The organism is Micromonospora sp. NPDC048040 (assembly GCF_055587185.1).
Genome location: NZ_JBVJGT010000003.1, coordinates 201,761 through 225,116 on the forward strand (window position 1 = coordinate 201,761; position 23,356 = coordinate 225,116).

The window sequence follows — 23,356 nt, forward strand, 5'->3', positions numbered from 1 at the left end:
TGCTACCGAGAGTGATCAGCTCGCCGCGGGCGGCGGGGTGTCGGCCCCGGGCAGGGCGAGCATCTGGTCCAGCGCCACCCGGGCGTGGTGCGCGGTGTCCGGGTCGACCGTGATCTGGTTCACCACCCGGCCGGCCACCAGCTCCTCCAGCGCCCAGACCAGGTGGGGCAGGTCGATCCGGTTCATCGTCGAGCAGTAGCAGACCGCCTTGTCCAGGAACATGATCTGCTTGTCGGGGTGGGCCAGCGCGAGCCGGCGGACCAGGTTCAGCTCGGTGCCGACCGCCCACGCCGAGCCGGCCGGGGCCGCCTCGATGGCCTTGATGATGTATTCCGTCGAGCCGACGAAGTCCGCGGCGCTGACCACCTCGTGCCGGCACTCCGGGTGGACCAGCACGTTCACCCCCGGCACCCGCTCCCGCACGTCGTTCACGCTGTCGAGGGTGAACCGGCCGTGCACCGAGCAGTGCCCCCGCCACAGGATCATCTTCGCGTCGCGCAGCTGCTCCGGGGTGAGCCCGCCGTTCGGCTTGTGCGGGTCGTAGAGCACGCAGTCGTCCAGCGCGAAGCCCATCTCCCGCACCGCCGTGTTGCGGCCCAGGTGCTGGTCGGGCAGGAAGAGCACCTTCGACCCCTGCTGGTACGCCCAGTCCAGCGCCCGCTTCGCGTTCGACGAGGTGCAGACCACGCCGCCGTTGCGGCCGACGAAGCCCTTGATGTCCGCCGAGGAGTTCATGTAGGTGACCGGGACGGTCTGCTCCGCGATGCCCAGGTCGGTCAGCACGTCCCAGGCCTTCTCGACCTGCGACAGCACCGCCATGTCCGCCATCGAGCAGCCGGCGGCCAGGTCCGGCAGGACGACCTTCTGCGCGTCCGAGGTGAGGATGTCGGCGCTCTCGGCCATGAAGTGCACGCCGCAGAAGACGATGTACTCCGCGTCGGGGCGGGCCGCCGCCTCGCGGGCCAGCTTGAACGAGTCGCCGGTGACGTCGGCGAACTGGATCACCTCGTCGCGCTGGTAGTGGTGCCCCAGCACGAAGACCTTGCTGCCCAGCTTCGCCTTCGCCGCCGCCGCCCGGGCCACCAGGTCCGGGTCGCTGGGCGCCGGAAGGTCACCCGGACACTCGACGCCACGCTCGGTGGCGGGGTCGCTGCCCCGGCCGAGCAGCAGCAGTGCCGTTGCCGTGTTGGAGGGTTCCACCCAGGTCGAAGTCACGTACCCCATGGTCCCACAGGGTGGCCTGAGCGCAGCCTCCACCGGTGTGGGCTGCCACACTGCTCGGCATGCGCGTGCTGCTCTGCCCGGACAAGTTCGCCGGCACCCTGTCGGCCCCGGAGGTCGCCGACGCCGTGGCCGCCGGCTGGCGCGAGGTGGCTCCCGGCGACGACCTGCACGTCCGGCCGCTGTCCGACGGCGGGCCGGGCTTCCTCGACGTGCTCGGCGACGCGCTCGGCGGGCGCCGGATCCCGGTGCCGACCGTCGACCCGCTGGGCCGCCCGGTGGCCGGTGAGATCCTGCTCACCGACGGCGGGACGACCGCCTGGCTGGAGAGCGCCCAGGCGTGCGGCCTGCACCTGCTCGACGCGGGCGAGCGCGACCCGAAGACCACCACCTCGTACGGCCTGGGGGTGCTGGTCGCCGCCGCCGTGGAGGCCGGCGCCCGCACGGTGGTGATCGGCCTGGGCGGCTCCGGCACCAACGACGGCGGCGCGGGGATGCTCACCGCGCTCGGCGTGACCCCGCTGGACGACGGGGGCCGGGCGCTGCCGTACGGCGGCGCGGCGCTGGCCGCCGCGGTCGCGCTCGACGGGGCGCCCCGGCTGCGCGACGCCCGGCTGGTGGCCGCCACCGACGTGGACAATCCGCTGCTCGGCCTGCACGGGGCGAGTAACGTGTTCGGCCCGCAGAAGGGCGCCGACCGGGCGGACGTGCTGCTGCTCGACGCCGCGCTGGAGCGCTTCGCCGCCGTGCTGGAGCGGGACCTGCCCGGCTGCCCCGACCGGCTGGGCGCCCTGCCCGGCGGCGGCGCGGCCGGGGGCCTCGGCGCGGCCGTCCTGGCGCTGGGCGGGCACTGCGAGTCGGGCATCGGCCTGGTCACCCGGGCGATCGGGCTGGACGCCGCCCTGGACGCCGTCGACCTGGTGGTCACCGGGGAGGGCTCGTTCGACCACCAGTCGCTGCGCGGCAAGGTGGTGGCCGGGGTGGCCGGCGCCGCCCGGGACCGGGGCCTGCCCTGCGTGGTGCTGGCCGGCCAGGTGAGCACCGGCCGGCGGGAGGCGGGCGCGGCCGGGGTGACCGACGCGTACAGCCTGGTGGAGCACTTCGGGGGCGAGGAGCGCGGCGGGCTGGCCGCCGCGCTGGAGCGCCCGGCCGAGGGGCTGCGGGCGCTCGGCGCCCGGCTGGCCCGGCAGTGGAGCCGCTGACCGGCCCGCGGGCGTGACCTGACGGGCGGGCCCGCCGTGCGCGTCGCGCGGCCGGGAGTCGCTCGCCCGCCGCCCGATCGGGTCCGTCGGCGCGCCGGCTGCGGCGGCCCGTGTCACGGCGGCGGGTGAGGCCGGTCGCAGCGGCGTACCATCGGATCTGGACCACACCGGGAATGGCTGGGCGACGTGAGATGTTGGCCAGTGCGTCCGGACCCAACCGCGCAGGGAGATTTCACGTGACCACGCCAGCGCAGACCGAGTCGACCGAGGCCAAGGCCCCCACGTCCGTCGTCCTCACCGACGTCGCGGCGCAGAAGGTCAAGGCCCTGATCGAGCAGGAGGGCCGCGACGACCTGCGGCTCCGGGTCGCCGTGCAGCCGGGTGGCTGCTCCGGCCTGCGGTACCAGCTCTTCTTCGACGAGCGCTCGCTCGACGGTGACGTCGTCACCGACTTCGACGGCGTCGAGGTCGTCGTCGACCGGATGAGCGCCCCCTACCTGGCCGGCGCCACCATCGACTTCGCCGACCGCATCGACGCCCAGGGCTTCACCATCGACAACCCCAACGCGGGCAACTCCTGCGCCTGTGGCGACTCGTTCAGCTGAGCCGCCCACCTCCGCTCGCGACCAGCGGGGCCGTCCCCTCGGGGCGGCCCCGCTGCCGCGTTCGGGCGCGGTAGCGCAAGCCGAGAAGATGACCGGGGCCGGACCGACGGGTCATCCTGAGGGGGCCGGACCGGTAGGCTGACCGGCGCCCTGCTCCCGACCCCGAGGGTTGACATGAAGATCGCCGTGACCGGCTCGATCGCCACCGACCACCTGATGAGCTTCCCCGGCCGCTTCGCCGACCAGTTCATCGCCGACCAGCTGCACAAGGTGTCGCTCTCCTTCCTGGTGGACGACCTGGTGCTGCGTCGCGGCGGCGTGGCGGCGAACATCGCCTTCGGCATGGGACAGCTCGGCCTGCGCCCGGTGCTGGTCGGCGCGGTCGGCGCGGACTTCGCCGACTACCGCTCCTGGCTGGAGCGGCACGGGGTCGACTGCGACTCGGTGCACGTCAGCGAGGTGGCGCACACCGCCCGGTTCGTCTGCACCACGGACACCGACATGTGCCAGATCGCCTCGTTCTACGCCGGCGCGATGAGCGAGGCCCGCAACATCGAGCTGGAGCCGGTGGCCCGCCGCCTCGACGGGCTCGACCTGGTCCTGGTCGGCGCGAACGACCCGGCGGCGATGCTGCGGCACTCCGCCGAGTGCCGGGAGCGGGGATACCCCTTCGCCGCCGACCCGTCCCAGCAGCTCGCCCGGATGGACGGCGAGGACGTCGTCGCGCTGATCGAGGGCGCCGACTACCTGATGACCAACGACTACGAGAAGTCGCTGCTGCAGAGCAAGGCCGGGCTGAGCGACGCGCAGCTGCTCGACCGGGTCAAGGTCCGGGTCACCACGCTGGGCAAGCACGGCGTGGAGATCGCCGGGCGCGACATCGACCCGATCCACGTGCCGATCGCGCGGGAGATCCGGGCGGTCGACCCCACCGGGGTCGGCGACGGCTTCCGGGCCGGCTTCTTCACCGCGCTGTCCTGGGGCCTCGGGCTGGAGCGGGCCGCCCAGGTGGGCTCCCTGCTCGCCACGCTGGTGCTGGAGACCGTGGGCACGCAGGAGTACGAGGTCCGCCGCGACCTGTTCGTCAAGCGGATGGCCGAGTCGTACGGCGACGTGGCCGCCGAGGACGTCCGGCCGCACCTGTTGCCGTAACCCCCGCCCCCGGTGTCGGGAAGGGCCCTTCCGCGTTGACCGGGTGCCCTTCCTGACACCGCTCAGTGGAGGCGGCGGACGTCGAAGGCGGGGCCGTCGGGGCCGGTGACCGTGCCGAGGAACTCGTGGCCGCGCATCCGGCACCAGGCCGGGACGTCCACCGCCGCCGCCGGGTCGTCGGCCAGCAGCCGCACCACCGTGCCGACGGGCAGCTCGGGCAGCCGCCGGGCCACCGCGATCACGGGCAGCGGGCAGCGCTGACCACGGCAGTCGAGGATCTCCGCCGGCGCCGTCACAGCCCCACCACCCCCGCCTCGGCGCGCAGCCGCGCCACGACGTCGGGCAACTCGGCGAGGAACCGCTCCACGTCCGTCTCCGTCGTCTCCCGGTGCAGCGAGACCCGCACGTTGCCGTGCGAGAGCACCCCCATCGCCTCCAGCACGTGCGACGGGCGCAGCGTGGAGGAGGTGCAGGAGGAGCCGGAGGAGACGGCGAACCCGCGCCGGTCCAGCGCGTGCAGCAGGGCCTCGCCGTCGACGTACAGGCAGGAGAACGTCACCAGGTGCGGGAGGCGGTCGTCGGGATCACCCACCACCTCCACGTCGGGCACCTCCGCCGCCACCCGGGCCCGGATCCGGTCCACCAGCGGCGCCAGCCGGGCCGCCTCGGCCGTCGCGTCGGCCGCCGCCGCGCGCAGGCTCGCCGCCGCCGCGACCACCGCCGGCAGGTTGAGCGTTCCCGGCGTACGCCCGGACTCCCGCTCGTCGGCCGGCCAGGGCGACTCCCACCGGGTGCCCTTGCGTACCACCAGCAGCCCCACCCCGGGCGGGCCGCCCCACTTGTGCGCGCTGGCGGTCAGCACCGACCAGCCCGCCGGCACGGGCTCCCGGCCGACCACCTGGGCGGCGTCCACGAACAGCGGCACCCCGGCCTCGGCGCACTCCCGCGCGGCCTCGGCGACCGGTTGGCGCGTGCCGACCTCGTGGCTGGCGGCGATCAGCGCGCCCAGCGCCACCCCCGGCGCCCGCACCGCCGCCGCCCAGCCGTCCAGGTCCAGCCGGCCCCACCGGTCCACCGGCACCGACGTCGCCGTGCCGCCGGCCGCGACGTGCTGCTCGGCGGCGTGCAGCACCGCCGAGTGCTCGATCGCGGAGTGCACCAGGGCCGGGCCGACCCGCCGCCGGCCGGCCAGGCCGCCGAGCACGGCGGCGTGCGCGGCCGTCGTACCGCTGGGGGTGAAGGAGACCTCGTCGGCGCGCACGCCGAGCGTCTGCGCGGTGGCCTCGCGGGCGGCGTCGAGCAGTTGGCGGGCGCGGCGGGCCTGGGTGTAGAGCCTGCCGGGGTCGGCCCAGCCGTCGTCGAGGGCGGCCAGCAGCGCCTGTCGGGCGACCGGGTGCAGCGGCGCGGCGGTGGCCGCGTCCAGGTAGACCGGGGAAGCGCTCACGGAAGCCAACGCTATCGCGCCGGCACGCCCAAGATCCCCCCGATGGGGGCGGAGAGTGACCCCAAGACGGTCGAGCCCGCCATGGTCGAGTAATCTGCGACCGTCGGTGACGCCTTTGCCGCCGGTGCTGTCGCTCCGCCCCGGCGGAGGCCAACAGAACAGAACAGACACCGCGGCGCGCTAGGGAGGCAGGACCAGGTGGTCGCAAGGAGTTCGGAGGTACGGCCGTCGGCCGTACGGCACAGCGCTTCCCCAGGAGCCGGTGGGCGCCGGGGGCGTGGTGCTGGTCGGATCGCCGGGCTCGGTCTCGGCGGGGCGGCGCTGCTGGTCCTGCTCACGGGCTGCGACGTCGGTGCCGCGTTCGGCGGCTTCGGCTGGCCGCAGGGCGGCATCTCGCCCGAGTCCCACCGGATGTACGACCTGTGGATCGCCTCGTGCATCGCGGCGCTCGCGGTCGGCGTGTTCGTGTGGGGCCTGATCTTCTGGTGCATCGTGCGCTACCGCAAGCGGGGCAACGAGCTGCCGGTGCAGACCCGTTACAACATGCCGATGGAGTTCCTCTACACCATCGCGCCGATCCTGATCGTCTCCGTGCTCTTCTACTACACGGCGGTCGTGCAGACCGACGTGGTGCGGACGACCAAGAACCCCGACGTCACGGTCGAGGTGGTCGCGTTCAAGTGGAACTGGCAGTTCAACTACCGCGACGGCCAGGGCAAGGACGCCAACACCGTCGCCTCGGTGCTCGGCACCAGCGAGGTCATCCCGATCCTGGTGCTCCCGACCGACCGGTCCATCCGGTTCGAGGAGACCAGCCGCGACGTCATCCACTCCTTCTGGGTGCCGGAGCTGCTGTTCAAGCGGGACGTCATGCCGGGCAAGATCCGCAACGTGTTCGAGGTCTCCAAGCTCGACACCGAGGGCGCCTTCGTCGGCCGCTGCGCCGAGCTGTGCGGCAGCTACCACGCGTTCATGAACTTCGAGCTGCGGGTCGTCTCGCCGGAGAAGTACGACCAGTTCCTGGCGGCCAAGCGGGACGGCAAGTCCACGCAGGAGGCCCTGACGGCCATCGGCGAGGAGCCGTACGCGCAGACCACGCGGCCGTTCGAGACCCGTCGCACCGAGGCCAACTTCAACCCGGACACCGCGCCGGCCGGTACGGGAAGCTGAGGGGGCTGGCATGAAGACCGAGTGGCGCATCTTCCTGGTCATCGCCGGGTTCCTGCTCTTCGCCACCGCCCTCTACGGGGGCTGGACCGCCGCTGACTCCGGTGGCCACGTCGAGTGGGTCGGCACGGTCGCACTGCTGCTGAGCTTCCTGCTCTGCGCGATGTGCGGCGGCTTCTTCTGGTTCGTCTCGCGCCGGATCGACCTGCGGCCGGAGGACCGGCCGGACGGTGAGATCGCCGACGGCGCGGGCGAGATCGGCTTCTTCAGCCCGGGCAGCTACTGGCCGTTCGGCCTGGCGCTGGCCGCCGCGATCTCCGGCTTCGGCCTGGTGTTCTGGCAGTTCTGGCTGATGGGCGTCGGTGCCGTGGCGGTCATCTTCGCGGCCTGCGGCCTGCTGTTCGAGTACTACAGCGGCACCCGGCGCACCGCCGAGCACTGACCGGCGGCCGACGACGGCCTCCTGCACGTGACGAAGGCCCGCCTCCCCTCGGGGAGGCGGGCCTTCGTGTCGTGATCGCCGATGCGCGGGGTTCCGAGGGCCGGGGGCCCGGGGCCGGTCGTGTGTGCGCCGCGCTCTCGGTCGGGGCGGTGGGGCCGGCGCGGGCCGGGTCAGGCGGCGCGGCGGTGGCCCATGTGGCGCGGGCGGCGATAGCCCAAGTGGCGCGGGCCGGGTCGGGCGGCGACAGTTCAGGCGGTGCGGGCCGGGTCAGGCGGCGCGGCGGTGGGGCGACGGCTGGCGGTGCCGCGGCGCCAAGCGCGGGGCCCGGAAGGTGAACGTGGCGACGAGCAGCGCCTCGCCGCAGCCCGTGCAGGCCAGCTCGGGGCAGTCGGCGCCGTGGCCGTCGACGCACGGCGGTGCCTCGAACGGCTGAACGCCCTCGCAGGTGGCGCAGTAGAGCTCGCGCTCCGACACGGGCGTCTCCTCTCGCTCCGATCCCGTCGGGGGCGCACGGCGGAACTGCCGCGCCGCACGGCGCACGACGGATGTGCTGTGGTGAACAGCGCATGATGGAAGTGGAAAACTACTCAGTTGTAGTTTCCCACGCGGGTCCGACAACTTCCGCACGCCACCCGGCGCCGCCGGGGTGGCCGCCGGCGGTCAGTCGGCGCGGGCGGCCTCGATCCAGCGGTCCAGGACGCGGGCGGCGGCCCCGGAGTCGACGGACTCGGCGGCCCGGTCCATCCCGACACGCAACGCCTCGGTGAGGTCGCCGTCGAGCGGACCCTGGGTGGCCAGCGCCGCCGCCGCGTTGACCAGGACGGCGTCGCGCACCGGGCCGGTCTCGCCGGCCAGCAGCCGGCGCACCACGCCGGCGTTGTACGCGGCGTCTCCGCCCCGCAGGTCGGCCAGGGTGGCCCTGGGCACCCCGAGGTCGGTCGCGTCCAGCAGCGCCTCCCTGACGGTGCCTGCCTGGATGGCCCAGACGCGGGTCGGCGCGGCGGTGGTGAACTCGTCCAGCCCGTCCTCGCCGCGCATCACCAGAGCCGAGTCGCCCCGGGCGGCGAAGACGCCCGCCATCACCGGGGCCATCCGGAGGTCGAAGCAGCCGACCGCGGCGGCCCGCGGCCGGGCCGGGTTGGTCAGCGGGCCGAGGAAGTTGAAGAAGGTGGGCACGCCCATCTCCCGGCGTACCGGGCCGGCGTGGCGCATGCCGGGGTGGTACCGGGCCGCGAAGCAGAAGCCGATGCCGGCCTCCGCGACGCACCGGGCCACCCCCTCCGGCCCCAGGTCCAGCGGCACGCCGAGGAATTCCAGCACGTCCGCCGTGCCGCAGGAGGAGGACGCCGCCCGGTTGCCGTGCTTGACCACCCGGACCCCGGCGCCGGCCACCACGAGGGAGGCCATGGTGGAGATGTTGACCGTGTGCGCGAGATCACCGCCGGTGCCGACCACGTCGAGGGCGGTGTCCCGCAGCGCCTCGGGCAGCTCGACCGCGACCGCCCGGCCGAGCATCGCCTGCACCAGGCCGGCCAGCTCGGCTGAGGTCTCGCCCTTGGCGCGCAGCGCGACGGCGAAGCCCGCGATCTGCGCCGGGGCGGCCGCGCCGGACATGATCTCGCCCATCGCCCAGGCGGTGTCGGCGGTGGAGAGCTCCTCCCCGCGCAGCAGCGCGGCGAGCAGGTGCGGCCAGGTCCGATCGCCCATGGCGGGCCTCCCGAGCGTGCGAAGCGGGTGGGATGGAACCGGCGCCGGGTGGTCCGGCGCCGAGATGGGGCCGGAGCGGGGGACGTCAGGCGGGGGCGTGCGTCCGCAGCAGCTCGGCCACCGTGGTGCCGGTGGTCACCGGGTCGAGCGGGTGCACCAGGGTGGCGTCGACCTCGGCGTAGGCCGCGAGCCATCGGTCGGCGGCGCGGGCGATCACCACGCAGGTCGGGGGAGCGTCGTCGCGGTCGTCCTTGATCTGCCGGGCGATGCCGATGCCGCCGCCCGGGGTCGCCTCGCCGTCGAGCAGCAGCAGGTCGATCTCGTAGTCGTCGACGAGCCGGACGCACTCCGCGTAGGTGGACGCGTCGACGAACTCGATCCGCAGACCGGGCGCGGGACGCGTGCCGACGGCGAGCCGCATCCGGTCACGGACCTGCGGGTCGTCGCTGTAGAGCAGGACGGTGCAAAGACGATCACTCATGCCGACACTCCGCTTCGCCGAACGGTCCGAGTCCAGGCCGCGCCGGTGGATCCCACAGCGCCGCCACGGCCTCGGCCGGGGATCGGACTGTGAGCGGTGCCGTCATGAGGCACCGTCGCACTGCGCTTGGTGATTCGCTCGCTGCGCTCACTCATTGCCTGGACAGGCTCCCACCTCGTTACTGCCCGCTGATCCTACCCGTCGGTGTGAGGTGCGTGACGTCCGCCCGTCGGGGGCGCCGGGGCGTACCGTCCGCGCAGGTCAGGCGGCGGACTCCGCGGCGCGCTGGCGGGCCTCCTGGCGATCCAGCTCGCGGTCGATCCGGCGGGTCTCCCGCTCGGCGTGGCGCATCCACTGCACGACCAGCACGGCCAGCATCGTGACGCTGACGAACTCGCCGCCGGCCCAGAGGATGCCGCCGGCGACCACCTGGTCCTCCCAGGGGTCGGACCAGGTCAGCCCGAGCGACGGGTACCAGTCGCCGCCGAAGAGCGTGCTGCTCTGCATGATGGTGAGCCCGAGCACCGTGTGGAACGGCACGGAGAGCAGCATCAGCAGCGCCCGGCCCGGGTACGGCCAGCGCCCCGGCAGCGGGTCGAGGCCGAGCAGCGGCCAGAAGAACACGCAGCCGGTCATGATGAAGTGCGCGTGCACGACCTCGTGCGCCCACGCGTGCTCGAGCGTGTAGCGGTACAGGTCGGTGAAGTAGAGCGCGAACGGGTTGACCACGAAGATGGTGAACGCCACCAGCGGGTAGCTGTAGATCCGCGCGACCCGGCTGTGCACGATCGCCAGCAGCCGCTTGCGTGGTCGCAGCGGCAGGGTGCGCAGGGCCAGCGTCACCGGCGCGCCCAGCGCGAGGAAGATCGGCGAGATCATGGAGAGCACCATGTGCTGGACCATGTGCACCGACAGCAGCGCCGTGTCGTACGCGTGCAGGCCGCTGACGGTGACCGCCGCGATCCCGCCGAGGCCGGGGCCGAGGAAGAACACCGTCCGGGCCACCGGCCACCGGTCGCCCCGGAGCCGGAGCCGGTGCACCCCGTAGAGGTAGATGCCGGCGGCCAGCACCAGGCCGACGGCCAGCCAACTGTCCAGCCGGGTCTCGGTGAACACGGAGGTGACGGTGAACGGCGGCGGGGTGGCCGCGAGCACCGTCGGCGCGGCGGCCGAGGTTGCGGTGGAGATCGGATCGACGTGCAGCACGCTTTTCAGCCTAGGTCAGGCGAACCGGACGACCCCGATCGGGCTGCCGATGCCACGGGTTTGCCACCCCGCTGATCGCCGGCCCCGGTCAAGGGCAATAATGACCGCGTGACTGCGGCCCCAGCCATTGACAAGAGCCGGATCCACTCCCTGACCCGACCCAACATGGTCAGCGTCGGGACGATCGTGTGGCTCTCCAGTGAACTCATGTTCTTCGCGGCGCTGTTCGCGATGTACTTCTCCATCCGCGCGGCGGCGCCCGAGCTGTGGGCGAAGCACACCGAGGTGCTCAACATCCCGTACGCGACCACCTTCACGGTGATCCTGGTGTTGTCGTCGGTGACCTGCCAGCTCGGTGTCTTCGCTGCCGAGAAGGGTGACGTCCACGCCCTGCGGCGCTGGTTCACGATCACCTTCGTGATGGGCCTGATCTTCGTGCTCGGTCAGGTCAACGAGTACCGCGAGCTGGTGCACGAGGGCATCAAGATCAACTCGGACGGGTACGGGTCGATGTTCTACCTGACCACCGGGTTCCACGGTCTGCACGTGACCGGCGGTCTGATCGCCTTCATCATCTTCATGATCCGCACGACCATGGGCCGGTTCACCCCGGCGCAGGCCACGTCGGCGATCGTCGTGTCCTACTACTGGCACTTCGTCGACGTCGTGTGGATCGGGCTCTACGCCATGATCTACTGGCTTCAGTGATCTTGGCGCGTCACGAACCGCGCCGCTGCTCCGTCCCCTGAGACAAGGTCCAACCGGTTAAGGACACAGGTCATGACTTCTGACAACGACCGCCGACGCGGTCTGCTCGCGCGGCTGCGCGAGCGGCCCGCGGCGCGCAGCAGGGGCCGCCGCCGGCTGGGTGCCGCGGTCCGGCTGCTCGCCGCGCTGATGCTGGCCGGCGGCGCCTACACCGTCTTCGCCCCCGGCGTGCAGGCGCAGGACGCCCCGCTCACCGGCGCCGCCGCGGAAGGCAAGGCGCTGTTCGACGTGAGCTGCGTGACCTGTCACGGTCGCAACGCCCAGGGCGTCGAGGGCCGTGGGCCGAGCCTGATCGGCGTCGGCGCGGCCTCGGTCGAGTTCCAGGTCAGCTCCGGCCGGATGCCGATGGCCCGCCAGGAGGCCCAGGCGGAGCGCAAGCCGGAGCTGTTCACCGACGAGGAGACCCGCCAGCTCGCGCAGTACATCCAGGAGCTCGGTGGCGGTCCGGTCCTGCCCGACGGCGAGAACCTCCACGCCGACGGCAACGTCGCCGCCGGCGGCGAGCTGTTCCGGATCAACTGCGCGCAGTGCCACGCCTTCGGCGGTAGCGGCGGCGCCCTGTCCTCCGGCAAGTACGCCCCGAGCCTGCACCCGGCCAGCGACCGGCAGATCTACGCCGCGATGCTGAGCGGCCCGCAGAACATGCCGGTCTTCGGCGACAACCAGATCTCCCCGGAGCAGAAGGCGGACATCATCGCCTACATCCAGCAGACCCTGAAGCACGACCAGGACCCGGGTGGCTTCAACCTCGGTCGGTACGGGCCGTCCACCGAGGGCTTGGCGATCTTCCTGGTCGGCATCGTCGCGCTCGTCTTCGCGAGCCTGTGGATCGCGGGGAAGTCGTGACCGGGCGGATCATTCGATTCAGTGCTGTGGTGCCGGGGTCCGGCACCGCCCGTAGCGAGGTGACGGCATGACCACGCACACCGAGCACCAGGCCCAGCAGGGCCGGGAACCGCTCGACGTGACGACCCCCGGGCTCAGCCAGTTCGACATCGTCCGCGAGGGCGCGCGCCGGGACGACATCGAGATCGTCCACTACGAGCCGCAGGTCGCCCCGGGCAGCAAGGCCGAGCGCCGGCTGACCCGCACGGTCGCGTCGTTCTTCCTGCTGACCGGGCTGGCGGCGACCGCCTTCCTGGTGGTCTACATCTGGTGGCCCTGGGAGTACGCTCCCGGCCGCGGCGGCGACACGTGGTACACCCCGCTGCTCGGCGTCACCCTCGGCGTGGCCCTGCTCGGCGTCGGCTTCGGCATCCTGACCTGGGGCAAGAAGCTGCTGCCCAAGGAGGTCTCGATCCAGGACCGGCACGAGGGCGCCGTCAGCGAGGACGACCGGATCATCACCGGCCAGACCATGCTCTACATGGCCGACGAGCTGGGCGTGAAGCGCCGGCCGCTGCTCGGCATCTCGCTGCTGGCCGGTCTCGCGCCGGTCGGCGCGGTGGTCGCCGCGCCCCTGGTCGGTGGCCTGATCTCCCAGCCGCACAAGAACAACCAGATGTTCACCACCGGGTTCGCCCCGACCGAGGGCGGCGGCAAGGTCCGGCTGGTCCGCGAGGACGGCCGTCCGGTCCGCCCGGCGGACATCAGCACCGGCGGCCAGATCACGGTCTTCCCCGGCATCGACCACGGCGTGAGCAACCTGCACGCCGACTCGCCGACCCTGCTGATCCACCTGCGGGACAGCGACGCGCAGGAGTCGCGCCGGGCCAACGAGCGGGTCGGGCACGGCGACTACATGTGGGGCAACTACGCCGCCTACTCGAAGATCTGCACGCACGCCGGCTGCCCGGCGAGCCTGTACGAGCAGCAGACCAACCGTCTGCTCTGCCCGTGCCACCAGTCGCAGTTCCTGATCACCGACAACGCCCGGCCCATCTTCGGTCCGGCCAGCCGGCGACTGCCGCAGTTGCCGATCGAGGTGGACTCCGAGGGCTACTTCGTGGCCAAGTCCGACTACACCGAGACCGTCGGGCCCGACTTCTGGGAGCGGCCGTGAAGCGGCGCAAGTTTGACATGGCAGCTGTGCCGGGCAACGCCGCCCGGGGAGTGGACGACCGCTTCCAGGTGGCCACCCCGCTCCGCCGGCTGCTGAACAAGGTCTTCCCGGACCACTGGTCCTTCCTGCTCGGCGAGATCGCGCTCTTCTCGTTCATCGTCCTGCTGCTGACCGGTGTCTTCCTGACCTTCTTCTTCGAGCCGGCGATGACCGAGGTGGTCTACAACGGCAGCTACGCCCCGCTGCGGGGCACGCCGATGTCAGCCGCGTACGCCTCCAGCCTGGACATCTCGTTCGACGTCCGCGGCGGCCTGATCATGCGGCAGATGCACCACTGGTCGGCGCTGCTGTTCATGGCCGCGATCGTGGTGCACATGCTCCGGGTCTTCTTCACCGGCGCGTTCCGCAAGCCGCGTGAGACGAACTGGATCATCGGCTCGCTGCTGTTCTGGGTCGGCTTCCTGGCCGGCTTCACCGGCTACTCGCTGCCGGACGACGGCCTCTCCGGCACCGGCCTGCGGATCGCCTCGGCGATCATGCTCTCCATCCCGGTGATCGGCTCCTGGGTCACCTCGTCGATCTTCGGCGGGGAGTTCCCCGGCACCATCATCATCAGCCGGTTCTACATCGCCCACGTGCTGCTCATCCCGGGTCTGCTGGTCGCGCTGATCAGCGTCCACCTGGGCCTGGTCTTCAAGCAGAAGCACACCCAGTGGCCCGGTCCCGGCCGGACCAACGGCAACGTGGTCGGCGAGCGGATGTTCCCCCGCTACGCGATCAAGCAGGGCGGCTTCTTCATGGTCGTCTTCGGCGTGATCGCGCTGATGGGCGGTCTGTTCCAGATCAACCCGATCTGGCTGTTCGGCCCGTACGAGGCGTGGGTGGTCTCGGCCGCCAGCCAGCCCGACTGGTACGTCATGTTCCTCGACGGCTCGACCCGCCTGATGCCGGCCTGGGAGATCAACATCCCGATCGGCGACGGGTACGTGATCCCGCCGCTGTTCTGGCCGACGGTGGTGCTGCCGGGCATCCTGGTCGGGCTCTCCACGCTCTACCCGTTCCTGGAGGCCCGGCGCCTCAAGGACACCCGCAGCCACAACCTGCTCCAGCGGCCCCGGGACGTGCCGGCGCGCACCGCGGCGGGCGCCATGGCCATCGCGTTCTTCATCGTGCTGACCCTCTCCGGCGCCAACGACGTCATCGCCGACAAGTTCATGATCAGCCTGAACGCGATGACCTGGGCCGGCCGGATCGGCCTGCTGGTGCTCCCGCCGCTGGCGTACTACTTCACCTACCGGATCTGCCTCGGTCTGCAGCAGCACGACCGTGAGGTGCTCGCCCACGGCGTCGAGACCGGCATCATCCGGCGGCTGCCCGACGGCCGGTTCGAAGAGGTGCACCAGCCGCTCAGCGCGGGGGACCACGACGGCCACGGCGGGCTCGAGTACGCCGGCTGGGTCGTGCCGAAGAAGATGAACCGGCTCGGGGCCCTCGGCCCGGCCATCCGGGGCTTCTTCTACCCGATCGAGAAGCCGGCCGAGGCGCCGGTCTCGCCGGGCCACCCGCCGGTCGAGCCGCGGCCCGACCGGGAGCAGGTCGGCAGCGGCGAGAGCCGTCGCTGATCTCGCGACACCCGACGTGGCGTCCACCGGAGTCCTCCGGTGGGCGCCACGTCCGTTTCCGCCCCTCCCACGGGTCCGCGCGTGGCGTGTCGTCCGTCGCCCCCGGGGGCGGGGATCGCAGGAATAACCCCGGTCAGCCGGGTATCCGTGCGGTCCAACGTCTCGAGGGGGAGGAAGCATGTTGGGTATCAAACGCCTCGGCCTGCTGGCCGCGCTGGTGCTGGTGGGAATCGCGCCGGCAGCGGCGGCGCAGGCCGCGGTGCAGCCGTCGCAGCAGGACACCCAGTACCTGCAGGCCATGCACCAGGTGAACATGTTCGAGATCACCGCGGGTGACCTGGCCCAGCAGAAGGGTCAGAACCAGGGGGTCAAGGACCTGGGTGCCCGGTTCAAGACGGACCACACGCAGCTCGACCAGACGGTGCAGCAGACCGCGTCCCAGCTCGGGGTGCAGTTGCCGGCCGAGCCCACCGCGGACCAGCAGTCCGTACTCGACCAGCTCAACAACGCCAGCGGCGAGGAGTTCGACCGGATCTGGGTGACCAGCGAGCTGGCCGGCCACGTCCAGGCCATCCAGGCCACCCAGACGGAGATCTCGCAGGGCTCCGACCAGACGGTGGTCCAGCTGGCCCAGACCGCCCTGCCGACCCTGCAGGCGCACTACGACGCGCTGGTCCAGCTCGCCGAGCAGCTGGGCATCCCGGTTCCGCAGGCCAGCGGCACCGCCACGCCGAGCCCGGGTGGCACCACCGGGACCCCGGCTCCGGGCGGCACCACCGAGTCGCCGGCTCCGGGCGGCACCACCACCGAGACGCCGGCTCCCACGCAGAGCTGACGTCGCCGTACCACGACGGCCGGTCCACCAGTGGGTGGACCGGCCGTCGCACGCCCGCCCCGGCCCGGCCGGCGTCCGTGGTCAGTCGGCGTTCGCGAGCCCGATCGCGAACGCCTCCTCCAGGTCGTGCTGGGAGTACGCCCGGAACGCGATGTGCGACTCGGTGTTCAGCACCCCCGGCACCTTGGAGATGCTGCCGGCGATCACCTTGGCGATCTGGTCGAACTCCCGCACCCGGACCACGGCGATCAGGTCGACGTGGCCGGCCACCGAGTAGACCTCGCTGACGCCGGGGAGGGCGGCCAGGGCCTCGGCCACCTCGGGGATGGAGTCGGTGGCGCAGTCGATCAGCACGATCGCGGTGATCACGGGACATTTCTCCGTTCGTCGGCGTCGTCGCCCATGCTAGATGTTCCCGGGCCCCGGGACGGGGGGTGTGGCGGGGACGGTGAGGGCGGCGCCCGCGCGGATCGCGTCGCGCAGGCGCTCGCCGGGGCCGACGGTGGCGCCCGGCCAGATGACGGCACGCTCCACGTCGCCCTGGACGACCGCGTCGGCGCCGACCACCGCCGCCCGGCAGCGCCCGGTCACCGTGGCCGTGGGCGCCACCAGGCTGCCGCCGCCGGCCGCGTGCAGGTTGGCCGCCAGGTAGTCGGCCGGGGTGCCGGTGTCGTAGAACGTGCCGGAATAGGGCACGACGGTCAGCGCGCCGGCCGCCTCCGCCGGGCGCCAGACCGCCCGGACGAGGTCGCCGAACCCGATCGGCAGCTCCCGCACCAGCCGCCACGGCAGCAGCGAGAAGCCGGTGAACACGTGGCCGTCGAAGGTGCCCGGCGCCCGCGGGTCGGCGGCGGGCTGGCCGAGCAGGCGTACGGAGTCGCCGTCCCAGTCGCGCAGCAGCGCGGCGATGTCCGGCCCCGGGGGTCGCGCGGGGTCGGCGAGGTAGGCGTCGGCGTTGCCGACCAGCACCCCGCGCCCGGCGATCCAGTCCCGCAGGTTCGCCACCCCGCCGGCGGTGCCCAGCGGCGCGCCCGGCTCGACCGACAGGTGGGCGCGGTCCCCGACGTGCGCGACGACCTGTGCGCCGAGGTAGCAGGCGTTGACCGCGACCCGGGCCGGCCCGAACAGGCCGAGCCCGGCCAGCCGGCCCAGCGCCCGGTCCAGCAGCGGCACGTTGCCCACCGGGCAGAGCGCCTTCGGCAGCCGCTCGGTCAGCGGCCGCAGCCGGGTGCCCTCGCCGGCGGCGAGCACCACCGCGCAGACGTCGACCGGGACGGCGGCGGCGTAGGCCCGGTCGGCCGTGGCGGCCGCTCGGTCGGCCCGGTCGGCGTTCACGGCCGCGTGTCGGGCACCGGGGGCGGGAACTGTCCGGCCAGCGGCCCGATGTCGTAGTACGCGAGCAGCCGGGCGGTCGGCCAGGTCAGCTTGGGCAGGTCGTCCAGCGGGTGCCAGGCGGCCTCGAAGACCTCGGCGCCGTCGACCTTCAGCTCGGTGGTCGACGCCGGCACCTCGGCGGTGAACACCACGTCCACCCAGCCCTTGGCGTGCACGATCGCGTTGGGGACGGCGGGGCTCAGCTGGCGGGGGGAGAGCCGGATGCCGGACTCCTCGTACAACTCCCGGGCGGCTCCGACGACTGGCGCCTCGCCCTTCTGCAACAGGCCGGCGGGCAGCCCCCAGCCCCGGCCGGGCGGCTGGCGCAGCAGCAGCAGCCGCCCCGCCCCCTCGGCCTCGGCGTCGCGGACGAGGGTGACCGCGCCGACGATGTACTTCGGCACGGCCAGCCGGACCAGGCGGCGGCGCACCGGCAGCGGCAGCCGGTAGAAGACCTGGTAGGCGACGGCCCGGCCGGTGGCGCGCGAGCGGGGGATCATGACTCCAGGCTAGTGGCCCCGAGGAACGTTCGGACGACCCGGGCCCGACGGGCGGTCACTGCCGGTGGTCCACCAGGTCGATGAGTTGGCGTACGACCGTGTCCGGCTCGATGACCCGGTCGAAGACCGCGACCAGCAGCGTCTCCAGGTCGGGGTAGCCCAGCTCCTCCGACAGCCGCAGCAGCGGCAGGTCGCTGGCCAGCCCGCGGTCGTGCTTGCGCAGCGCCAGCCCGATGGTGGCCCGGCCGAGGCGGACCTTGTCGGTGATGGAGATGCCCGGCTCGGTGTGCTCGGCGAACCACCGGCTGATCTGCATCTGCGCGTGCGGCGACTTGACGAAGCCGAGCCACTCCCGGCGCGGGCCGCGGGGGGCGACGTCGGCGTCGAAGCCGTTCGCCGCGTCGGTCTCGGTGAAGATCTCCACCACGTCGCCCTCCTCCAGCGCGGAGGAGAGCGGAGCCAGCCGGCCGTTGATCCGCGCCGCCAGGCAGTGGTCGCCACGGTCGGTGCCCAGCTCGTACGCGAGGTCGACCGGGGTCGCCCCGGCCGGCAGCACGATCTGCCGCCCGTCGGCGAAGACCTGGATCTGGGTCTCGGCGAGGTCGCAGCGCAGCGACTCGAGGAACTGTGCCGGGTCGGCCGCGTCCTGCTCCCAGTCGAGCACCCGGCGCAGCCAGTCGAGCTGCTCCGCGCAGGCGGCCGTGCCGCCCGGCCGGGGGAAGCGGAAGTCGGCGGCGACGCCGTACTCGGCCGAGCGGTGCATCTCCTCGGTGCGGATCAGCACCTCCACGGTGCGGTCCCTCGGCCCGCAGACGCTGGTGTGCAGGGAGCGGTAGAGATTGTTCTTCGGGGAGGCGATGAAGTCCTTGAACCGGCCGGGGACCGGCCGCCAAAGGCCGTGGACCGCGCCCAGCGCCGCGTAGCAGTCGGTGGCCGGGCCGTCCACCACGATCGCGATGCGGGGCAGGTCGTAGGGGGCGGCGTGGCTGCCGGCCACGGTGTCCTTCCAGATCGAGTAGAGGTGCCGGGGGCGGGGGGTCACCTCGGCGTCGACCCGGTTTCGGCGCAGCACCGACTTCGCCCGGGCGACCACCTCGTCGAGGTACGCGTCCCAGCCCGGCCGGTCGTGCACGTGCCGGGCGATGCGGGCGTGCTCCTCCGGCTCCAGGTGCAGCAGCACCACGTCGTCGAGCTCCCGCTTGAGCAACTGGATGCCCAGCCGGTCGCAGAGCGGGACCAGCACCTCCTGCGTCTTGCGGGCGATCCGCTCCCGGGACGCGGCGGACCGGACGCCCAGGGTGCGCATGTTGTGCAGCCGGTCGGCCAGCTTGATGATCAGGACCCGGACGTCCTTGCCGGCCGCGATGATCATCTTGCGGATCGTCTCGGCCTCGGCGGCCTTGCCGTAGAACGCCTTGTCGAACTTGGTCACCCCGTCGACCAGGTGCGCCACCTCCCGCCCGAAGTCCTCCGCGAGAGCCTGGAGCGTGTAGCGCGTGTCCTCCACGGTGTCGTGCAGCAGCGCGGCGACCAGGGTGGTGGCGTCCATGCCGATCTCGGCGCAGATCTGGGCCACCGCCAGCGGATGGGTGATGTAGGGCTCGCCGCTCTTGCGGAACTGCCCGCGGTGCATGTTCTCCGCGATGGTGTAGGCCCGACGCAGCACGGAGGGCTCGGTGCCCGGGTGGATCGTCCGATGAGTCCGGACGAGGTGGTTCACCGGGTCGGTGTCGGCGGTGGGCCAGCTCAGCAGCGACCGGAGCCGGCGGGCCAACGGCAGCTCGCCCGGTTGGGTCGGAAGGGCGCCCCCCAGGGCGGCGCCGCGTCCGGCGTCGACGTCCACGTGGGACACCTCCTCACCCCGGCCCCACGGCCGCCGGGAACCGGCAACCGGGAGCAGGCCCACGAAACGGGCAGGACTGCACTTCTCTAACAGCCTAAGCGAGTCGACGTCGTCCGATCGGACACTTGGTCATGAGCGTTCGGTCGAGAGTTGGTGGGACGCGGCGCTCTCGGCCTTGCTCAACAGGTCGCGGAAACGCGCCGCGCCCGCCACCGGGGAAGCCCATCCGGAGGACATCTCGACCAGCCGGGTCTCGGGCCGTTCCAACCAGGACAGGATGCGTTCGGTCTCCTCCGCGGAGGCGTGCGGGACCGGGCCGTGGCCGGGCGGCACCGTCTCGGCGGTCGCCCGGATCGCGGCGATCGTCGGTCGAGGGTGGACGCCGGGCGGGGACACCCCCGCCCCGGCCAGCCGGCCGTACCGCACGAGGGCCAGCTCCCAGCCGCCCCGGGCCGCCGGGCGGGCCGCGGCCAGCTCGGCGATCCCGGTCAGCGCGGCCAGCCGCTGCATCCGCACCGTCGCCCGCAGCACGGCGGCCAGCCGCGAACGCACCACCGCCGCCTCCTCGTAGCGCTGGTCGCGCGAGAGCACCTCGATCCGGGCCAGCAGCGCGTCGACCACCGGCTGCGGGTCGCTGGCGGTGGCGGTGCGGAACGGCGCGACGGCGCGGACGTCGTACTCCTCCGGGGTGATCCGGTGCTCGCAGGGCGCCGGGCAGCGGCCCAGCTCGGCCAGCGCGCAGGCCGGCGTGACCGTGCGCAGCGAGAGCCGGTGGGTGCACTGCCGCAGCGGGACGGCGTCGTGGAAGCCGGCGGCGGCCAGCTCCGCCGCCCGGCGGGAGCTGAACGGGCCGAGGTAGCCGGCGTCGCCGGGGGCGATGTCCCGGACCACCGAGAGCCGGGGGTAGGGACCGTCGGTCAGCTTCAGCCAGACCGCCCGCTCCGGAAACTTCGACCGCCGGTTGTACGGCGGCGCGTGCGCCCCGATCAGCCGCAGCTCGCGGACCTCCGCCTCCAGCGAGTGGGCGCACTCGACCGCCTCCACCCGCTCGGCCGCGGCGAGCATCTCGGAGATCCGGGCCCGCTTCTCGGCGGCGGTGAAGTAGCTGCGCACCCGGGTGGCGATGTCGCCGGAGGTGCCGACGTAGAGCGGCCGGTCGTCGGCGGCCCGGAAGATGTAGACCCCAGGTGCCTTGGGCAGCCCCTCCGCCAGGTGCCGTTTGCGCCGCTGGGTCGGGGTGACCGCCCGGGCGAACTCGATGGCGTCGCCGATCGTGTCGACCCGGTGCCCGCCGAGCCGGGCGATCAACCCGTGCAGCACGTCGACGGTGGCCTTGGCGTCGTCGAGCGCCCGGTGGGTCGGCTGGGTGGCGGTGCGGAAGTAGGCCGCGAGCGTGCCGAGCTTGCGGTTGGGCACCTCGTCGCGGGTCAGCACCCGGCGGGCCAGCGCGGCGGTGTCGAGCACCCGGGGATTGGGCCAGCGGTAGCCGTGCTTCGCGCACGCGGCCTTCAGGAAGCCGACGTCGTAGGGGGCGTTGTGGGCGACCAGCACGGCGTCGGAGACGAACTCGAGGAAGCTCGGCAGCACCTGCTCGATCGGCGGGGCCGGGACCAGCATCGCCTGCGTGATGCCGGTGAGCACCGTGATGAACGGTGGGATGGGCACGCCCGGGTTGACCAGGGTGGCCAGCACGCCCAGCTCCTCGCCGCCGCGCACCTTCACCGCGCCGATCTCGGTGATCCCGCCGCCGTCCGGCGCGCCGCCGGTGGTCTCCAGGTCGACCACCACGAACGTCGTCGCGTACAGCGGCAGCGCGGGATCGATCCCGCCCGCGCCCGGGTCGAAGCCGGCCAGCGGCTCCTGGACGTACTCCGTCTGTGCCATCGGCGGCACGCTAGCGTCCCGGTCCGACACTCCCGTCCCACCGGCACCAGCCGTCGCCACCGGTCTAGGATGAGAGATCGGCTCACTCACCGGGCGGTGGGCCCGGTCGCGGTGGGAGACTTGCCACATGCCCCTCACCGAGCCGCACGACGACCGCCTCCCGCAGGAGGAGCCGGTCGACACCGTGCGCGACGCCGGTGGGGCCGGCCCCGACGAGGGCGCTCTGCCCGCGGCGGTCGAGCCGGGGCCTGAGGCGGCCGGTGTCGAGCCCGGTCGCGAGGCGGCCGAGGAGGTCGTCGCCGACGGCCCGGCGGACGACGGGTCCACGCCCGAGCAGCCGGCGGACGACGGTTCCGCGCGTGAGGGATCCGCACCCGAGGGGTCGGCGGACGACGGGTCCGCGCCCGAGCCGGAACCCGTGCTGCCCGAGCCGGTCCGCCAGCGGATCGTGGCGCTCACCGCCGCCGTGCTGCCCGGGCTGCCCGCCGACGAGGTGCCGGTGCCGCTGCGCCGGGTCGCCAAGTTCGCCCCCAACCGCCGGGCCCGGCTCGGCGCCCCGGCGATCGCCGCCCAGCTCACCGGTGACCCGCTGTTCCGGCAGCGGATCACCGCCCGGGTGCTCGCCGACACCGGCGACCTGGGTGCGGCGGTGCTCGAAGGCACCGCGCCCGCCGCCGCCGACCCGGTCGAGGTGGCCGCGCTGGCCTACCTGGCCCGGCCCCGGGGGTGGCGGGAGCTGATCGAGGCCAGCGGCGCGGCGGTCCGCGCGGAGGCCGACAGCGCGGTCGTCGCCGAGCTGGTCCGCGAGGCCGAGCAGCGGGCCACCCGCGCCGAGCACGACCGGGCGGTGGCCCGGGTGGAGGCGGAGAAGCTCCGCGACGAGCTGGCCCGGGTGCGCGAGGAGCTCGGGCAGCTGCGCGAGGAGAGCCGGCAGCTGGGCCGGTCGCTGCGCGAGACGCAGGCCCGCGAGCGCAAGGCCAACGAGTTGCTGGCCACCGAGCGGGGCCGGGCCGCCCGGGCGGCGGCGGACGCCGACGCCGAGCTGCGCCGGGTCCGGGCCCGGCTGGCCGAGGCGGAGGCGGCGGCCGGGGTCGCCCGGGCCAGCGCCAAGGAGGCCCGGTCGGTGGACGACGCCCGGCTGTGGCTGCTGCTGGAGACCATCGGGCAGGCGGCCGTCGGGCTGCGCCGCGAGCTGGCGCTGGACCCGGTCGACAAGCTGCCCGCCGACTTCGTCGCCGACGCCTTCGCCGACCAGACCGCCGCTCCGGCGGCCGGCGCCGCCACCCGCGCCCGGGACACCGACGACCCCGCCCGCCTCGACCAGTTGCTGGCCCTGCCCCGGGCGCACCTCGTCGTCGACGGCTACAACGTCACCAAGCGCGGCTTCGGCGAGATGTCGCTGGAGCAGCAGCGCAAGCGGCTGATCACCGGCCTGGGCGGGATCGCCGCGCAGACCGGCGACGAGGTCACCGTGGTCTTCGACGGCGCGGAACGGATGCACGGGCTGCCCCCGTCGCCGCGCGGGGTCCGGGTGCTCTTCTCCCGCAAGGGCGAGACCGCCGACGAGCTGATCCGGCGCCTGGTCCGCGCCGAGCCGCCGGGCCGGCCGGTGGTGGTGGTCTCCTCCGACCGGGAGGTCGCCGACGGCGTACGCCGGCATGGCGCGTACCCGCTCGGCGCCGACTCGCTGCTGCGCCGCCTGGCCCGCTCCTGATCGCCGCCGCCACCGCCGTGGTGGTGAACCCGCCGACCGGGCGAGCCCCTGCACCATCCGGCAGCGCGTCCCCGGTCCGGCGTGCCTACTGATTCGCCGCGTGCTCGGCGAAAGCCGCGACCCGGCGGTTGGCGGCGGACCGCTTGATCGGGTTCGGGGGCGTCCGCGACCGGTTGTCCGTTTCTGT

23 protein-coding genes are annotated in these 23,356 nt (G+C 73.3%); 11 read left to right on the top strand and 12 right to left on the bottom strand.

The window, feature by feature from the left end; translation table 11 throughout:
- Window positions 1–15 precede the first annotated feature (15 nt).
- Window positions 16–1,215, bottom strand: a complete 1,200-nt coding sequence (gene nadA / locus ACZ6O2_RS05465; protein WP_466022219.1) for a quinolinate synthase NadA — start codon at window positions 1,213–1,215, stop codon at window positions 16–18.
- A gap of 68 nt (window positions 1,216–1,283) precedes the next feature.
- Between nadA and ACZ6O2_RS05470 the strand changes: the two genes are divergently transcribed.
- The 3 genes from ACZ6O2_RS05470 to ACZ6O2_RS05480 all read left to right on the top strand — a co-directional run bounded on the left by ACZ6O2_RS05470 (window position 1,284) and on the right by ACZ6O2_RS05480 (window position 4,180).
- On the top strand, window positions 1,284–2,423 hold the full coding sequence (locus ACZ6O2_RS05470) for a glycerate kinase family protein (protein ID WP_350708034.1): 1,140 nt from the start codon (window positions 1,284–1,286) through the stop codon (window positions 2,421–2,423).
- Between the two features lie 236 nt (window positions 2,424–2,659).
- On the top strand, window positions 2,660–3,028 hold the full coding sequence (erpA, locus tag ACZ6O2_RS05475; RefSeq protein ID WP_091104634.1) for an iron-sulfur cluster insertion protein ErpA: 369 nt from the start codon (window positions 2,660–2,662) through the stop codon (window positions 3,026–3,028).
- Between the two features lie 174 nt (window positions 3,029–3,202).
- Window positions 3,203–4,180: a carbohydrate kinase family protein gene (locus tag ACZ6O2_RS05480; protein WP_350707929.1), complete on the top strand. Its 978-nt coding sequence runs from the start codon at window positions 3,203–3,205 to the stop codon at window positions 4,178–4,180.
- 62 nt (window positions 4,181–4,242) lie between these two features.
- Here the strand turns inward: ACZ6O2_RS05480 and ACZ6O2_RS05485 are convergent, their stop codons facing one another.
- Together ACZ6O2_RS05485 and ACZ6O2_RS05490 are read right to left on the bottom strand one after the other, a co-directional pair.
- A complete protein-coding gene (locus ACZ6O2_RS05485; protein ID WP_466022103.1) occupies window positions 4,243–4,476 on the bottom strand; it encodes a sulfurtransferase TusA family protein in 234 nt (77 codons plus the stop codon).
- Entirely contained in the window at window positions 4,473–5,624 is a 1,152-nt protein-coding gene (locus ACZ6O2_RS05490; RefSeq protein ID WP_466022104.1) for a cysteine desulfurase family protein, read from the bottom strand. The genes ACZ6O2_RS05485 and ACZ6O2_RS05490 overlap by 4 nt, the downstream gene beginning before the upstream one ends.
- Before the next feature lie 198 nt (window positions 5,625–5,822).
- Between ACZ6O2_RS05490 and ctaC the strand changes: the two genes are divergently transcribed.
- Window positions 5,823–6,794, top strand: coding sequence for an aa3-type cytochrome oxidase subunit II (gene ctaC, locus ACZ6O2_RS05495; RefSeq protein WP_350707934.1), 972 nt, complete (start codon window positions 5,823–5,825; stop codon window positions 6,792–6,794).
- A 10-nt stretch (window positions 6,795–6,804) separates the two neighbouring features.
- Complete coding sequence (locus ACZ6O2_RS05500) at window positions 6,805–7,233, top strand: cytochrome c oxidase subunit 4 (RefSeq protein ID WP_350707936.1); 429 nt, start codon at window positions 6,805–6,807, stop codon at window positions 7,231–7,233.
- A 267-nt stretch (window positions 7,234–7,500) separates the two neighbouring features.
- Here ACZ6O2_RS05500 and ACZ6O2_RS05505 read toward each other — a convergent pair whose 3' ends face one another.
- The 4 genes from ACZ6O2_RS05505 to ACZ6O2_RS05520 form a co-directional block, all read right to left on the bottom strand.
- Window positions 7,501–7,707 carry a hypothetical protein gene (locus ACZ6O2_RS05505; protein WP_350707937.1) on the bottom strand — a complete coding sequence of 69 codons (207 nt, stop codon included), beginning with the start codon at window positions 7,705–7,707 and terminating at the stop codon, window positions 7,501–7,503.
- 186 nt (window positions 7,708–7,893) lie between these two features.
- Window positions 7,894–8,940, bottom strand: a complete 1,047-nt coding sequence (trpD, locus tag ACZ6O2_RS05510) for an anthranilate phosphoribosyltransferase (protein ID WP_466022105.1) — start codon at window positions 8,938–8,940, stop codon at window positions 7,894–7,896.
- An 85-nt stretch (window positions 8,941–9,025) separates the two neighbouring features.
- Window positions 9,026–9,421, bottom strand: a complete 396-nt coding sequence (locus tag ACZ6O2_RS05515; protein ID WP_350682093.1) for a response regulator — start codon at window positions 9,419–9,421, stop codon at window positions 9,026–9,028.
- A 261-nt stretch (window positions 9,422–9,682) separates the two neighbouring features.
- Window positions 9,683–10,627, bottom strand: a complete 945-nt coding sequence (locus ACZ6O2_RS05520; protein ID WP_466022106.1) for a cytochrome c oxidase assembly protein — start codon at window positions 10,625–10,627, stop codon at window positions 9,683–9,685.
- A gap of 108 nt (window positions 10,628–10,735) precedes the next feature.
- Here ACZ6O2_RS05520 and ctaE point away from each other — a divergent pair, with 108 nt between their 5' ends.
- From ctaE to ACZ6O2_RS05545, 5 genes are all read left to right on the top strand, one after another.
- Complete coding sequence (gene ctaE / locus ACZ6O2_RS05525) at window positions 10,736–11,335, top strand: aa3-type cytochrome oxidase subunit III (protein WP_350707943.1); 600 nt, start codon at window positions 10,736–10,738, stop codon at window positions 11,333–11,335.
- Window positions 11,336–11,407: 72 nt separating this feature from the next.
- Window positions 11,408–12,241, top strand: a complete 834-nt coding sequence (gene qcrC, locus ACZ6O2_RS05530; protein ID WP_350707945.1) for a cytochrome bc1 complex diheme cytochrome c subunit — start codon at window positions 11,408–11,410, stop codon at window positions 12,239–12,241.
- A 67-nt stretch (window positions 12,242–12,308) separates the two neighbouring features.
- Entirely contained in the window at window positions 12,309–13,397 is a 1,089-nt protein-coding gene (gene qcrA, locus ACZ6O2_RS05535) for a cytochrome bc1 complex Rieske iron-sulfur subunit (protein ID WP_350707946.1), read from the top strand.
- The gene (gene qcrB, locus ACZ6O2_RS05540) at window positions 13,394–15,019 is read left to right on the top strand and encodes a cytochrome bc1 complex cytochrome b subunit (RefSeq protein ID WP_350707948.1); all 1,626 of its coding nucleotides are present in this window, start codon (window positions 13,394–13,396) and stop codon (window positions 15,017–15,019) included. The genes qcrA and qcrB overlap by 4 nt, the downstream gene beginning before the upstream one ends.
- 178 nt (window positions 15,020–15,197) lie before the next feature.
- On the top strand, window positions 15,198–15,854 hold the full coding sequence (locus ACZ6O2_RS05545) for a DUF4142 domain-containing protein (RefSeq protein WP_466022107.1): 657 nt from the start codon (window positions 15,198–15,200) through the stop codon (window positions 15,852–15,854).
- Window positions 15,855–15,935: 81 nt separating this feature from the next.
- Here ACZ6O2_RS05545 and ACZ6O2_RS05550 read toward each other — a convergent pair whose 3' ends face one another.
- The 5 genes from ACZ6O2_RS05550 to ACZ6O2_RS05570 form a co-directional block, all read right to left on the bottom strand.
- On the bottom strand, window positions 15,936–16,223 hold the full coding sequence (locus ACZ6O2_RS05550; RefSeq protein WP_350707952.1) for an Lrp/AsnC family transcriptional regulator: 288 nt from the start codon (window positions 16,221–16,223) through the stop codon (window positions 15,936–15,938).
- A gap of 36 nt (window positions 16,224–16,259) precedes the next feature.
- The gene (locus ACZ6O2_RS05555; RefSeq protein WP_466022220.1) at window positions 16,260–17,108 is read right to left on the bottom strand and encodes a nucleotidyltransferase family protein; all 849 of its coding nucleotides are present in this window, start codon (window positions 17,106–17,108) and stop codon (window positions 16,260–16,262) included.
- A 77-nt stretch (window positions 17,109–17,185) separates the two neighbouring features.
- Complete coding sequence (locus ACZ6O2_RS05560; RefSeq protein WP_350686134.1) at window positions 17,186–17,728, bottom strand: NUDIX domain-containing protein; 543 nt, start codon at window positions 17,726–17,728, stop codon at window positions 17,186–17,188.
- Between the two features lie 55 nt (window positions 17,729–17,783).
- Window positions 17,784–19,571: a RelA/SpoT family protein gene (locus ACZ6O2_RS05565; protein ID WP_350708038.1), complete on the bottom strand. Its 1,788-nt coding sequence runs from the start codon at window positions 19,569–19,571 to the stop codon at window positions 17,784–17,786.
- 129 nt (window positions 19,572–19,700) lie between these two features.
- The gene (locus ACZ6O2_RS05570; protein WP_466022108.1) at window positions 19,701–21,455 is read right to left on the bottom strand and encodes a DEDD exonuclease domain-containing protein; all 1,755 of its coding nucleotides are present in this window, start codon (window positions 21,453–21,455) and stop codon (window positions 19,701–19,703) included.
- Window positions 21,456–21,582: 127 nt separating this feature from the next.
- Here ACZ6O2_RS05570 and ACZ6O2_RS05575 point away from each other — a divergent pair, with 127 nt between their 5' ends.
- Window positions 21,583–23,169: an NYN domain-containing protein gene (locus ACZ6O2_RS05575; RefSeq protein ID WP_466022109.1), complete on the top strand. Its 1,587-nt coding sequence runs from the start codon at window positions 21,583–21,585 to the stop codon at window positions 23,167–23,169.
- Window positions 23,170–23,356 lie beyond the last annotated feature (187 nt).